Here is a 13,228-nt window from a genome sequence, read left to right on the forward strand (position 1 = left end):
TCATAACGTTAATCGGATTCTACAGATCTTTTATTTCAGCTAAAGAAATAAAAATCACAAGGGTGATCTAAGGCGGGTGACAAGGGGGCAAACAGGGCTTTGGCAAAGTGCCGGGAAACGCTTTGGCTTCCCGACATTAGACGCGCCGATTAGTTCAATCGATCGCGATCGTCCTTGCGCTCGAATTCGCCGTCGAAAGTATTGCCTTGGCTATCGCCCTGTGATGATCGACCCTGCTGAAATTGGCCATGGCCGAAATGTTGGGCATGACCAAAACGAATAAAACGAGATGTCAGCACCGACTTGGCAAATTGTTGGCGCAGCGGCGGCAATAATAATAGTGCCCCCAAAGCATCCGTGATGAACCCAGGGATTAGCAAACATAAGCCCGCAAACGCCAGCATACCGCCCTCAATGACTTCTGGAGCCGTGGTTTGACCTTGCGCCATGTTTTGCTGAGCGCGCTGCATCACACCCAAGCCCTGACTACGAACTAGCGATAAACCAACAATTGCAGTCAACACCGTCAGGCCAATAGCCCCCAAGGCACCAATTTGACTACCGACTTGAATCAACACCGTCAATTCAACAATAGGGACTAACAATATCAATATCAGAAAAGGCAAACTCTTGCTCCAACGTCGTCTTGAACCATAAAGATGGGGGCACTTCTCCGTTTTGCAAGCAAAGTGCTCAATGTTTGAGCATATGACCACGCCATCAACAAAAGGTTGCAGTGCCAACTAAATCTGCACCGAGGGGCTGATCGCACGGTTTGTTCGCTGTGAATTTCTGTACTTGTTGCCGAGCATGTTATAAACGACGACTTAAACTCTATTTGATCAGCTGACCACTCATTGACGTTTCAAGATGACAAACAAAGCGGATACACCAAACCACCGGGACGATATCCGTATCGTTCTAACCACCTGCGGAACAACTGAGCAAGCTCAGGCAATAGCAACTGATTTGCTGTCGGCCGAGCTGGTGGCATGCGTTAACCTGTTACCGCCAATGCAAAGTATCTATCGCTGGCAGGGGGAGATTTGTAATGAAACCGAAGTTCAACTGGTCATAAAAACCAGAGAACAACACGTAGAGGCAATTAAACGCTGGCTCAATGAACACCACCCCTACGAAACGCCAGAAGTCTTGGTGCTTTCTGTCGCCGATGCCAGCCTAGCCTATCATCAATGGATAAAAGAAGTATGCTGACCCACACGACCCGTTTATTAGCTATGACACGCCGTAGCGCCGTTGCGACAATGGCTGTGTTGAGCCTGCTGATGAGTTCAATCAGCACTGCTAACCCGTTGTCGTTCTTAAATGACACACCAGAATTTCTGCCAGAGCACGAAGCCTTTGAGTTTTCGGCAGATGTCATTGAACCGGGTAGAGTGGAAGTGTTTTGGCAAATAGCAGATGGCTATTATTTATATCGAGACAAACTTAAGTTTGAGCTCAATGGTCAAGTGATCACACCGACGAACTTACCGAAGGCAGAGCCCCACGAAGATGAGTTTTTCGGTTTAACCCAGGTTTATTACTACAACCTAGTGGTGCCATTGAATTATGAGAGTTCGGCCGACAGCAGCATCACCGTGACTTACATGGGGTGTGCCGAAGCAGGCCTTTGCTACCCTCCTACCAAACAGAAAATTTCGGTGCCATCGACCCTTGCGAGCAGCAGCGCACCAACAACGCCGGCAACTCAAGCAGATTTAGCCAGCTCATTGGCATCAGACAGCAAGTCCACAACCTTGGCTTTGTTCTTTTTACTCGGCCTAGGTTTGGCATTCACGCCTTGCGTATTTCCCATGTACCCGATTCTTTCAAGCGTTATCGCCGGCAACCGAAATGCTTCTAAGAGCCGCGCCTTTGCGCTGAGCTTTACCTACGTGCAGGGCATGGCGCTAACTTATACTTTGCTTGGCTTGCTGGTCGCTTCTTTTGGCATGCAACTGCAAGCCGCATTCCAGCACCCTGTGGTGCTGATCAGCCTCAGTGTCCTATTTGCTGGCTTGGCGTTATCTATGTTTGGTGTTTTCAATCTGCAATTGCCCGCAAGTTTGCGCGATCGCTTGCAGCAAACGAGTCAAAACATGGAAGGCGGCCGCTATGGTTCTGTATTCGGTTTAGGCATTATTGCCGGTTTGGTTGCCTCTCCTTGTACCACTGCGCCACTTTCTGCTGCGTTGCTTTATGTTGGTCAAAGCGGAGACTTGGTATTTGGTGGTAGTGCTTTATATCTGTTGTCGCTGGGAATGGGGTTACCGCTATTAGTAGTCGGGACTTTGGGCGCCAAGTTGCTACCGAAAAGTGGCCCTTGGATGAATGCGGTAAAACACTTGCTTGGTTTTATGACTCTTGCGGTGCCGGTGTTTTTACTCGAGCGCATCGTACCGGCCAGTGTCAGCTCAGCATTGTGGGCGTTGTTGCTACTTATCACCGCAAGTTATTTGCTGTTCGCGCTGCGACAAGTCGCTAAACCGGTAGTCGGAACTTTAGGCTACGCGTTCGCGGTGTTGTTATTGGCAGGTGCAGGATATTTTGGCTTACAGCTTGTCCCTTCGACAATCGGACCAATCGACCAAAGCCAGCAGCCGTCGAAAGATGAATTGGGGTTTATCACCGTCACCAATCAGCAAGAACTGCAACAACAGTTAGCCGACGCTGCAGCCCAGGGGCAACCGGCGTTAGTCGACTTCTACGCCGACTGGTGTGTCGCATGCAAGGAATTCGACAAATACACCTTTCCCGATCCTGCAGTTCGGCAGACGTTATCTGAATGGCGCTTGATCCGCATCGATGTTACCGCCTCGACGTTGCAGGATATCGAGCTACTCGAGGCCTACGATATCCTCGGATTGCCAAGCCTGCTGTTGTTTTCGCCGCAAGGGGAAGAACTACTCACCTACCGAATTGCCGGATTCCTCAAGCCACAACCCTTCATTGCTCATATTCGCTCGGCAACCGAGTCATACCAGTAACTACTAAAATCGTCGATTTGGCCTACACTAGAGGGTCAAATCGACCTGCTCAACGATGTCTTTGCATTTGTCGCCAGCACGAAATTGATGTTTTTTTGGTAAGGCAATCACACATTTTCTGAGATTAGACCAGAAAAAAGCTGCGAACAGACACGATTTTCCATTATCATCGCAAAAAATTACAAAGCCCCGTTATTTTCGGGAACTTTTCGGACTAAAAACACTCTAACGAAAAGTTAACAACAGATAACAACATTTTTGCCGAGGATGCCCACAGGATGCCAAATAAATATCGTATTTTGGTACTAAATGGCCCAAACCTAAATTTGTTAGGTACGCGTGAACCAGACAAGTATGGTCACCAAACATTGTCGTCCATTATCGAGCAACTACGCGATCTGGCTTCCAACTATGATGTTGACATTGACCACCTGCAAAGCAACTCAGAAGTCGAATTGATTGACGCAATTCACCAAGCGAAAAATCAAGTCGATTTTATTCTGATTAATCCTGCTGCTTTTACCCATACCAGTGTCGCACTGCGCGACGCTCTGCTTGCTGTGGCCATACCATTTATCGAAATCCACTTGTCTAATGTTCACTCACGTGAACCATTTAGGCAGCACTCCTATTTCTCAGATGTGGCTCAAGGCGTTATTTGCGGTTTAGGCCCCATCGGTTATGAACTTGCGATGTTAGCTGCGTTTCAACAGCTGTCATCTGCCAACCCAACAAACTAATTCGAATAAGAGATCCCTACACTATGGATATTCGCAAAGTAAAAAAACTGATTGAACTGGTTGAAGAATCTGGTATTTCCGAGTTGGAAATCACCGAAGGTGAAGAGTCAGTTCGAATCAGTCGTGGTGGTACTGTCGTTGCCGCAGCTCCAATTGCAGCGGCACCAGTCGCTGCAGCTCCGGTTGCAGCAGCACCAGCCGCCGCGCCGGCCGTTGCCGAACCAGCAGCCGAAGTTGCGGGTCACGCGGTGAAATCACCAATGGTAGGTTCGTTCTATCGCTCGCCAGCGCCCGGTGCAGCACCATTTGTTGAAGTGGGTCAAACCGTTAATGTCGGCGACACTCTATGCATCATCGAAGCAATGAAGATGATGAACCAAATCGAGTCAGACAAAGCCGGCGTCGTCAAAGCAATTCTGGCTGAAGATGGACAAGCGATTGAGTTTGACGAACCTCTGATCATCATCGAATAAGCGAGCCCGTCATGCTAGATAAAGTAGTGATTGCAAACCGAGGCGAAATTGCCCTGCGCGTACTACGTGCATGCAAAGAGCTCGGTATCAAGACGGTTGCAGTGCACTCGACTGCCGATCGCGATTTAAAACATGTTCTGCTGGCTGACGAGTCGGTGTGCATCGGCAAGCCTCCTGCCACAGAAAGTTACCTCAATGTGCCTCGCATTATTGCCGCAGCGGAAGTGACCGGTGCCGTAGCCATTCACCCTGGCTATGGTTTCTTATCAGAGAATGCTGATTTTGCTGAACAAGTAGAGCAAAGTGGCTTCATCTTCATTGGTCCCAAAGCTGACACCATTCGCGTCATGGGTGACAAGGTAGAAGCCATTAAGGCAATGAAAAAAGCCGGCGTTCCTTGTGTACCTGGCTCCGATGGCCCATTGGGTGACGATGAAGCGAAGAATATCGCCATCGCCAAGCGTATTGGTTACCCAGTGATTATCAAAGCATCCGGTGGTGGTGGTGGTCGTGGTATGCGGGTGGTTCGTTCCGAAGACGATCTGCTGCAATCCATCCAGATGACTCGCGCTGAGGCCGGAGCCGCTTTTAACAATGATCAGGTTTATATGGAAAAATACCTAGAGAATCCTCGTCATATTGAGGTTCAGGTATTAGCCGATGGTCAAGGTGGCGCCATTCATTTAGGTGAGCGTGATTGTTCCATGCAACGTCGTCACCAAAAAGTGATCGAAGAAGCACCTGCCCCTGGTATCACTGAAGAGATGCGTAAGTTTATTGGTGAACGTTGTTGCCGCGCCTGTCTTGAGATTGAATATCGCGGAGCTGGCACGTTTGAATTCTTGTATGAAAACGGTGAGTTCTACTTCATCGAAATGAATACCCGGATTCAGGTCGAACATCCGGTCACTGAAATGGTCACTGGCGTTGACTTGATTAAAGAACAGCTACGAATTGCTGCCGGACAACCGCTGTCTTTCAGCCAAGACGACATTAAGTTGCGTGGCCACGCGATGGAATGCCGAATCAATGCTGAAGATCCAGAAACATTTATCCCATCTCCGGGTAACATCGAGCGCTTCCATCCGCCAGGTGGTTTGGGGATCCGCTGGGATTCTCACATCTACTCCGGCTATAAAGTGCCACCAAACTACGATTCGATGATCGGTAAGTTGATCACTTATGGCGAAAATCGCGACGTTGCCATCGCCCGCATGCGCAATGCACTGGGCGAGCTGGTAGTGGATGGCATCAAGACCAACCCGCCGCTGCATCAAAAAATTCTTGCTGATGAAAACTTCCAGCACGGCGGAACTAACATCCACTATTTGGAAAAGAAATTAGGCATGCAGTAAGCCGCCGCAAAAACCAAAAACGCAGCCCCTGAGGCTGCGTTTTTTTTGTCCAGCTTTCCGAGTCTGTCACAAGAGCAAAGGTTGAAGTGAGTTACCATGCAGTCCAGCAATGCAGTGGAGGTGGGCATGGTTTGCTAGTGCGCAACAGAACAAAAACCATAATAAGCAATAACAATCAATATGTTATAAAGGTTGCTTCGCTATTACTGACTCTTTATCTGTTGGCATTTTGCAATGTCGTTAGAGCTGATGATACGCCCTCTCCAATGCACGCTGTATTAATCAATCCAGCGAAACCCGGCAATGTTTTCTGGGATAATGTCAGCCTTATCGCCACCACCGCAGCCGAAAGCTTAGGAATCGAACTAACCATCAAATATGCCCAGCACCGATTCGGTGTCATCGATCATATCCGCGCCATAGCCAATCAACCTTCAAAGCCTGATTACGTCATATTCATGTATCAAAAAGCCCATGGACTTGAGGCGCTGAAGATTTTGGAACAGGCCAAGATCAATAGTTTTCTGATCAACACCGATATTCCCGAACAAGAACAACCACACGTTGGCAAACCAAGGCAATACTTTAAGCACTGGCTGGGACATTCATTTCCAAACAATCAACAAGCCGGCTATCAATTGTCACAATGGTTGTTGGCACGGGCGCAACAACTCGAGCTCGCCCCACAGTTAGTTGCGATTAGCGGCTCGCGCGAATCATCAGCGTCAGCGTATTGCAATCAAGGCCTTAGGGAGTCGCTGCAATCAGAACCAATGGCAACATTGCACCAGCTGGTATTTGCTCACTGGTCATATGATAAAGCCAAGAAACAGGCCAAAGGGTTGCTGGCTCGATACCCCGAAACCAATATCGTCTGGGCGATGGGCGAAGATGTAGCGTTTGGAATCATTGATGCCGCAAGAGAAACTGGCAGAAATGTTGGTAATGATCTGCTGATCGGCAGCACGGTTTCCACAGCCGCCGGATTAAACGCCATTCAGAATGGCCTCATGGTAGGTAACATTGGCCCCGATATCTGGGAAGCTGGATGGGCCTTATCATTGCTAGCGGATCATTTTCATGGCTACGACTTCGGTCAGCAACAAACAGTATTCGAATACCAGTTGCAGTTAGTGACCGCCGATAACTTGCAAGACTTTGCTCATTTCATCGATCAACAATTTTGGCAACGCTTTGATTTTAAATCGCTCACCAAACGCCACAATACCTCGCATCAGCAGTATCAGCTGTCTGCTATCGAGCTGCTGCGTAGCGAACGCCCATTGAGTTATCGCTAACTGCTCTGACCTTAAATTATTTCTTCTGTAAAATTAAATTATGCTAAGCGAATCACAAAGTGAGCGTGGAACCGGTCCCACAGATGAGGTATTCTTCTTTCACGGTTATAGCTCCAATTGCCCGTAGTTGAGGATTGTTCCAACGCATGTTTATGGTCCTAGCCTACCTAAACAGCAACGCCAATAGTCAACCTGCGATAAACCGCAATGGTGAGCCATACCGCCTTCTTATAAGTGTGGCGCGAGTACGTTTTAGCCTTTCGTTTCTCGCACCAGCATTCATGCTGACACTACTTATCAGATGTTACCTAGCCTTTTTTGTTACCCAGACCCATGGTCTGGGTTTTTTTTGCCCAATTGGTCACAAAACTCTATTTGCAGTCAGTGCCTATTCAAGTTACAACAAAGTTAGGACTGCGAATTAATACTCAAAATAAATCAGTTGCTGATGACGAACTCATGATGAATTAACGGGTTGAAGTCAAAAATCACCCGACAATGGTCATCCAACAAGCAGCCATTTCCAAACACGACTTTAGGCCATAACAAGAACTACCATGAAAAAAATCACAGACACCGAACAAATCCGAGCAGCCAATCGCAAGCAAATTATTGCTGCACTTCGCGCTCACGGTCCGTTGGCGCGGGTAGAACTTTGCGAGATCACAGGCTTGAGCCCTGCAACTGTCACGGCAATCACCTCTGATCTATTTAGTATTGGCTTCCTTAAAGAGAGCAGTACAACTCCAGAGGGACATCAAGGCCGTGGACGGCCGAAAGTCAACATCGACCTCAACTCTGAAGCGGCGTTTGTTATTGGTATTCTGCCGTCAGTGAATCAATTAGAATTCGTGCTTGGCGATTTAAAAGGTAACTTACGTGAAACCCACAAAGTTGCCATTCAACTTGATCGACTCGACGAACAACAATTTATTACTCTCGTTATAGACGGCATCAATGATTTTCTAGCGTTCACCGGGATCGATAGAAATCGCTTGAGCGCCATTGGTATCGCGATGCAGGGGCCGGTCGACAGTGATGCAGGGGTGATCACCTGGAGCCCTGCGTTGTCGATTACCAATGTACAAATCTGCCAGCCGCTTGAAGACCGCTTTAACGTCCCAGTCGGCATTGCCAACGATTCAGATATTGTTGCTTTGGCACTGCGCCATCTCAACAACTACTCCCATGACATCAACCTTGTCAGCATTGTGCTTGGTCAAGGCGTTGGCATGGGGGCACTGATCAATGGTCAGCTTTACTCGGGCTCACGAGGAGCCGCCGGCGAATTTGGTCACGTGAAATTCAATCTCGAGGGGCCGCAATGCCGTTGTGGTGCGCGCGGATGTATTGAAGCTTATTGCAGCGACTACGCGCTTTATCGAGACGCCTCAACCATCATGCATTTACCAAGTTCAGATAACCACCGGCCCACCGCCGCCCAAATGCAAGCCATCATTGATGAGCTCGACAGTGGCAATGAAGCATTGCAGCGCATCTTTGAACAAGCCGGACGAGTGTTAGGCTTGGGCATTGCCAACTTAGTAACCGTACTCGATCCAGAGCGAGTGATTATTACCGGTGCTGGAGTCCATGGTTTTCCTTACATGGAACAAAGCCTGAAGCGAGCAATGAGTGAGTCACTACTACCCAATCACTCAACCGATATGGTTGAGAGCTACAGCTGGCAAGAGGATTTGAAAGCCACTGGGGTCATTCAACTCAGCTTGGAACGTGGCGATTGATCGAGTGTTCAGTTTTGTTTCCACTAAAGGGTGAGTAAATTTTAAACAGAAAAAATGTGATCTACATCACCTTTCCACTATAATCAGCTCGAGCAATAGGCTCGAACTGATTTTTTGGAGGACAGAAAGGTGAACAGTCGACTCAAGAAGACCCTTGAGGACACCCCGTACAGCTTGTGGCTAACGCCGCTGCGGTATGTACCAGAACCGCGGGGTTAATCATGACAATCAAGAAATGACAAGGCCAGCTTTACTCACCAGCTGGCCTTTTTCTTGGCCTTATTAGCCCGCTAACTCGTCAGTTTTTGCAGCCATCACAAAGTCATTGTTGTGCAACCCTTTAATCTTGTGAGTCCACCAAGTTACCGTCACCTTGCCCCACTCGGTTAAAATCGCTGGATGATGGCCATGTTGCTCAGCCAAATCGCCAACTTGATTGGAAAATGTCATTGCTTGGACAAAATTGTTAAAGCTAAATTGGCGCTGTAACTTCAGTACCGCGTGATCATCAATTACCTGCCACTGCGGCACCGCAGCAGATAGTGCCGGCATTTGTTCCTTGGTTACCCGGGGAGCATCAGCACGGCATGCTTCGCAACTTTGTTGAGCCAGCTCAGTCATGGTTATTTCCCTTATTTGTCATTGTCGTTGTCAATGTTGCTAACGTCGTACTAAGACTAGTCGATCAGGCAAATAAAAAGGGCTGCCATCAGGCAGCCCCTTCACAACATATGTTCGCCGATTACAGACTGGTTGCGGCTTCCACAACTGCTTCTGCAGTGATGTTGAAGTGCTTGAACAGATCACCGGCAGGGGCTGACTCACCATAAGTGGTCATGCCAACAACTTTGCCACCTAGGCCAACGTACTTCCACCAGAAGTCAACGTGTAACGCTTCAACTGCTACACGCTTGGTGACAGCAGCTGGCAACACAGACTCTTTGTATGCTGCATCTTGGGCATCAAATACCGAGGTACATGGCATCGACACAACGCGAACCGCTTTGCCCTGCTCCTTCAATGTTGCCGCAGCATTAACAGCCAACTCAACTTCAGAGCCAGTGGCGATCAGAATGATTTCTGGCGCGCTGTCAGAGTCAACCAAGACATAACCACCTTTGGCGGCAGCTGCTTGCTGTTCTGCAGAGCGAGCCATTGGTGCCAAACCTTGACGAGATAAAACCAAAGCGGTTGGACCATCAGTTTTCTCAACACCTGATTTCCAAGCCACACCGGTTTCAAACTCATCACATGGGCGCCAAGTGTCCAAGTTAGGCGTGTTACGCATATTGGCTACTTGCTCAACTGGCTGATGCGTTGGGCCATCTTCACCCAGACCAATAGAGTCGTGAGTATAAACGTGAACCAAGCGCTTCTTCATCAACGCCGCCATACGCAGTGCATTGCGAGCATATTCCATGAAGACCAGGAAGGTTGCACCGTAAGGGATAAAGCCACCGTGTAGAGCCAAACCATTCATGATGGCGCTCATACCAAATTCGCGAACCCCATAGTGCAGGTAGTTACCTGCAGCATCTTCGCCAGTGATAGACTTTGATGACTTGTGGAAGGTCAGGTTAGATGGTGCCAAATCAGCCGAGCCACCGAGCAATTCCGGCAATTCTGCACCAATCACGTCAAGTACGTTTTGTGACGCTTTGCGCGAAGCAACTTTATTTGCCTCAGCGTTAAACTTGGCCAGCATCTCAGTGGAAACTTGTTCCCAGTTAGCAGGCAAATCGCCAGCTGCACGACGCTTCAGTTCAGCTGCTTCTGCAGGGTACTGAGCGGCATACGCTTCAAACAAAGCGTTCCAAGCAGTTTCTTTTTCAGCACCGGCATCGAGGGCATTCCAGCCTGAGTAAATATCAGCAGGAACTTCGAAGTCACCGTACTTCCAACCCAAAGCTTCTTTCGATGCTTTGATTTCATCTGCACCCAATGGCGCACCGTGACAGTCGTGGCTGCCAGCTTTGTTTGGTGAGCCAAAACCAATCACGGTTTTGCAGCAAATCAGAGTTGGTTTTTCACTATCACGCTGAGCCAGCTTAATGGCTGCCGCGACCGCTTCTGGATCGTGACCATCAACATTCTCGATCACTTGCCAACCGTAAGCACGGAAACGAGCAGGAGTGTCATCGGTAAACCAGCCTTCTACTTCACCATCAATGGAGATGCCATTGTCATCGTAGAACGCAACCAATTTGCCGAGTTTCAAGGTGCCAGCCAGAGAACATACTTCGTGAGAAATACCTTCCATCATGCAGCCATCACCCAAGAAGCAATAGGTGTAGTGGTCAACAACATCAAAGTCAGGCTTATTGAAGTTTGCCGCCAGAATCTTTTCTGCTGCGGCAAAACCAACTGCATTGGCAATACCCTGGCCCAGAGGACCTGTGGTTGTCTCAATGCCTGGCGCATAGCCGTACTCTGGGTGACCAGCAGTGCGAGAATGCAACTGACGGAATTGCTTGAGATCATCGAGGCTCAAGTCATAGCCGCTTAAGTGCAGCAAGCTATAAATCAGCATGGAGCCGTGGCCGTTTGAGAGCACAAAACGGTCGCGGTTGAACCAGTCTGGATTGCTTGGGTTGTGGTTGAGGAAGTCGTTCCACAACACTTCAGCAATGTCAGCCATACCCATTGGTGCACCAGGGTGACCTGAGTTGGCTTTTTGCACTCCATCCATACTCAGGGCGCGGATGGCGTTCGCTAAATCTTTACGGGATTGCATGAGAACCTCTTATCTTACTGCTTGAATTCCGGCCAGCAGTTTGTCTTCCATTATGCCTTGATCCACGGTGAAGCCTCGGATACCTTCAGCCAACTTCTCAGTTGCCATGGCATCTTCGTTATGACCCCAGCGGAACTCAGCTTCTGTCATTAATGAAGGCTTCTCTTGACTGGCCGCAACCGGAGTGAGCGCAGTTTCGAGGGTGCCTTCCATGCCTTCCAGCTCTTCCAACAGCGCAGGGCTGATGGTTAAGCGGTCACAGCCAGCCAACGCAACGATTTCGCCAGCATTACGGAAGCTAGCGCCCATTACGATGGTGTTATAACCATGTTCTTTATAATATTGGTAAATCTTCGACACACCGATCACGCCAGGCTCTTCAGCCGCCGCATATTCAGTGCCCGGATTTGCTTTTTTGTACCAGTCTAAGATTCGGCCAACAAACGGCGAAATCAGGTACGCGCCAGCTTCCGCACAAGCACGCGCTTGAGCAAAGCTAAATAGCAGCGTCAGGTTACACTTGATGCCTTCTTTTTCAAGTTGTTCTGCTGCACGAATGCCTTCCCATGTTGAAGCCAACTTAATCAACACTCGCTCACGGCCAGTGCCAGCTGCTTCATACATGGCAATCAGCTTGCGAGCTTTGGCGACGCTCGCTTCGGTATCGAATGATAACCGCGCATCGACTTCAGTTGAAACCTTGCCAGGTACTTGTTTGAGGATTTCTTGTCCCATGGCAACAATTAGCTTGTCTGCAGCCAGTGCAACAGCTTCTTGATCGTCTTCAGTTTGTTCAGCGGCCCACTTAAGAATGTCATTCAATAGCGGCTGATAAGTATCCAAAGCCATTGCTTTAAGGATCAAAGACGGGTTAGTCGTCGCATCTTCCGGTTTGAAGCGAGCAATTGCATCAACATCACCGGTGTCTGCAACCACAGTCGTCACCTGCTTAAGTTGCTCAAGGATATTTGCCATGTGGTCGTCCTACTAAATTTGTTTACTGTTTCTTTTATGAGAGTTTTTGCGCAGTGACAACACTGCTCCAGCGACTCCCGCCAATCTGAGAAGCCGGTAGTCAAAACCAATGACTACCAAAATGCCGACTCGGTTTCATTGCAAACCGAATCGCACATCAATCCATTCACCGTTGAACGAGAGTATTACGATGTCGGCGATTTGCGACATCAAAGGGCGCCTGATCCAAATTCTAACGAGGATCGAAACGGACGCTCATTGTACAGCCTTAAAGCCGGATTTCGACTATATATGCGAATAATTGCAATAATTATTTAGCCAAAGAGCCTCTAAACTCGTTCATGGCTAAGGTATGAGATTGAAGAAAGGAATTGAATTACTAATTTTGGTTTTGTAGTAACCAATTTCGGCTGTTGTCGATGCAGTTCACAACAACACTCGACACGACAGCAAAAACCCTAATGCGGCAGGCTCAGTGGGATATCAGTTGATGCTCGGAGTGAACTTACTCAAAATCGATATCGGTTAGAATCTCTGCTGACGACAGGGGTAAAACGCGATCACCAATGCGGTTGAGTAAATGGCATTCACCCGCCAACACCGCAATGATTTGCTTACCTTCTTTGTACTCTGCTGGGATGATGGCGCGGCCGCCATCACCAACTTGCAACTCCAGAGTTTCATCTCGGAGACGCAGGTCGGCCTCACTAAAAAACAACACGGTTACTTTCAGATTCATCATTCGTCCCACCTGCAACACGGCCCACTCAACTGACCTAAGCGACTGCCCATGATAATAAATTTGAACTGGTCGATAAATAGACTACCACGCTTTGCAGTGAGATAAACAATGCTCATCTGCGCTGCAGCGTGGCGATGAGGGTTTAACAAGCGATACTTGTGCTTAAAAAAGCCGGG

General features: G+C 48.6%; 12 protein-coding genes. 7 read left to right on the forward strand and 5 right to left on the reverse strand.

Features of this window, described 5'->3' with window-relative positions; translation table 11 throughout:
- Nucleotides 1-149 precede the first annotated feature (149 nt).
- Nucleotides 150-626 carry an FxsA family protein gene (locus tag CBE68_RS00290; RefSeq protein WP_087504066.1) on the reverse strand — a complete coding sequence of 159 codons (477 nt, stop codon included), beginning with the start codon at nt 624-626 and terminating at the stop codon, nt 150-152.
- A 244-nt stretch (nt 627-870) separates the two neighbouring features.
- Here CBE68_RS00290 and cutA point away from each other — a divergent pair, with 244 nt between their 5' ends.
- The 7 genes from cutA (at nt 871) to CBE68_RS00325 (ending at nt 8,601) form a co-directional block, all read left to right on the forward strand.
- Nucleotides 871-1,215, forward strand: coding sequence for a divalent-cation tolerance protein CutA (cutA, locus tag CBE68_RS00295; protein WP_087504067.1), 345 nt, complete (start codon nt 871-873; stop codon nt 1,213-1,215).
- Entirely contained in the window at nt 1,209-2,990 is a 1,782-nt protein-coding gene (locus tag CBE68_RS00300) for a protein-disulfide reductase DsbD (protein ID WP_229744587.1), read from the forward strand. Before cutA ends, CBE68_RS00300 begins: the two co-directional genes overlap by 7 nt.
- 278 nt (nt 2,991-3,268) lie before the next feature.
- Entirely contained in the window at nt 3,269-3,730 is a 462-nt protein-coding gene (gene aroQ, locus CBE68_RS00305; RefSeq protein ID WP_087504069.1) for a type II 3-dehydroquinate dehydratase, read from the forward strand.
- Nucleotides 3,731-3,753: 23 nt separating this feature from the next.
- Nucleotides 3,754-4,203, forward strand: a complete 450-nt coding sequence (gene accB, locus CBE68_RS00310) for an acetyl-CoA carboxylase biotin carboxyl carrier protein (protein ID WP_087504070.1) — start codon at nt 3,754-3,756, stop codon at nt 4,201-4,203.
- 11 nt (nt 4,204-4,214) lie between these two features.
- Nucleotides 4,215-5,558 (forward strand): acetyl-CoA carboxylase biotin carboxylase subunit, encoded by a 1,344-nt coding sequence (gene accC, locus CBE68_RS00315; protein ID WP_087504071.1) that lies wholly within the window; start codon nt 4,215-4,217, stop codon nt 5,556-5,558.
- Nucleotides 5,559-5,824: 266 nt separating this feature from the next.
- A complete protein-coding gene (locus tag CBE68_RS00320) occupies nt 5,825-6,856 on the forward strand; it encodes an ABC transporter substrate-binding protein (RefSeq protein WP_087504072.1) in 1,032 nt (343 codons plus the stop codon).
- Between the two features lie 557 nt (nt 6,857-7,413).
- Entirely contained in the window at nt 7,414-8,601 is a 1,188-nt protein-coding gene (locus tag CBE68_RS00325; protein ID WP_087504073.1) for an ROK family protein, read from the forward strand.
- Nucleotides 8,602-8,883: 282 nt separating this feature from the next.
- Here CBE68_RS00325 and CBE68_RS00330 read toward each other — a convergent pair whose 3' ends face one another.
- From CBE68_RS00330 to CBE68_RS00345, 4 genes are all read right to left on the reverse strand, one after another.
- Nucleotides 8,884-9,222 carry a 4a-hydroxytetrahydrobiopterin dehydratase gene (locus CBE68_RS00330; RefSeq protein WP_087504074.1) on the reverse strand — a complete coding sequence of 113 codons (339 nt, stop codon included), beginning with the start codon at nt 9,220-9,222 and terminating at the stop codon, nt 8,884-8,886.
- Nucleotides 9,223-9,343: 121 nt separating this feature from the next.
- A complete protein-coding gene (gene tkt, locus CBE68_RS00335; RefSeq protein WP_087504075.1) occupies nt 9,344-11,335 on the reverse strand; it encodes a transketolase in 1,992 nt (663 codons plus the stop codon).
- A 9-nt stretch (nt 11,336-11,344) separates the two neighbouring features.
- Nucleotides 11,345-12,310, reverse strand: a complete 966-nt coding sequence (gene tal / locus CBE68_RS00340) for a transaldolase (protein ID WP_087504076.1) — start codon at nt 12,308-12,310, stop codon at nt 11,345-11,347.
- A gap of 505 nt (nt 12,311-12,815) precedes the next feature.
- The gene (locus CBE68_RS00345) at nt 12,816-13,052 is read right to left on the reverse strand and encodes a TIGR02922 family protein (RefSeq protein ID WP_087504077.1); all 237 of its coding nucleotides are present in this window, start codon (nt 13,050-13,052) and stop codon (nt 12,816-12,818) included.
- Between the last annotated feature and the right edge of the window lie 176 nt (nt 13,053-13,228).

It is taken from the genome of Neiella marina, from assembly GCF_002165625.1.
Taxonomy (GTDB): Bacteria; Pseudomonadota; Gammaproteobacteria; order Enterobacterales; family Neiellaceae; genus Neiella; species Neiella marina.

Excerpts from the sequence above, each read along its gene's own strand:
- cutA (WP_087504067.1), top strand. The coding sequence starts at position 871 with ATGACAAACAAAGCGGATACACCAAACCACCGGGACGATATCCGTATC.
- CBE68_RS00300 (WP_229744587.1), top strand. The coding sequence starts at position 1,209 with ATGCTGACCCACACGACCCGTTTATTAGCTATGACACGCCGTAGCGCC.
- aroQ (WP_087504069.1), top strand. The coding sequence starts at position 3,269 with ATGCCAAATAAATATCGTATTTTGGTACTAAATGGCCCAAACCTAAAT.
- accB (WP_087504070.1), top strand. The coding sequence starts at position 3,754 with ATGGATATTCGCAAAGTAAAAAAACTGATTGAACTGGTTGAAGAATCT.
- accC (WP_087504071.1), top strand. The coding sequence starts at position 4,215 with ATGCTAGATAAAGTAGTGATTGCAAACCGAGGCGAAATTGCCCTGCGC.
- CBE68_RS00320 (WP_087504072.1), top strand. The coding sequence starts at position 5,825 with ATGCACGCTGTATTAATCAATCCAGCGAAACCCGGCAATGTTTTCTGG.
- CBE68_RS00325 (WP_087504073.1), top strand. The coding sequence starts at position 7,414 with ATGAAAAAAATCACAGACACCGAACAAATCCGAGCAGCCAATCGCAAG.
- CBE68_RS00330 (WP_087504074.1), bottom strand. The coding sequence starts at position 9,222 with ATGACTGAGCTGGCTCAACAAAGTTGCGAAGCATGCCGTGCTGATGCT.
- tkt (WP_087504075.1), bottom strand. The coding sequence starts at position 11,335 with ATGCAATCCCGTAAAGATTTAGCGAACGCCATCCGCGCCCTGAGTATG.
- tal (WP_087504076.1), bottom strand. The coding sequence starts at position 12,310 with ATGGCAAATATCCTTGAGCAACTTAAGCAGGTGACGACTGTGGTTGCA.
- CBE68_RS00345 (WP_087504077.1), bottom strand. The coding sequence starts at position 13,052 with ATGATGAATCTGAAAGTAACCGTGTTGTTTTTTAGTGAGGCCGACCTG.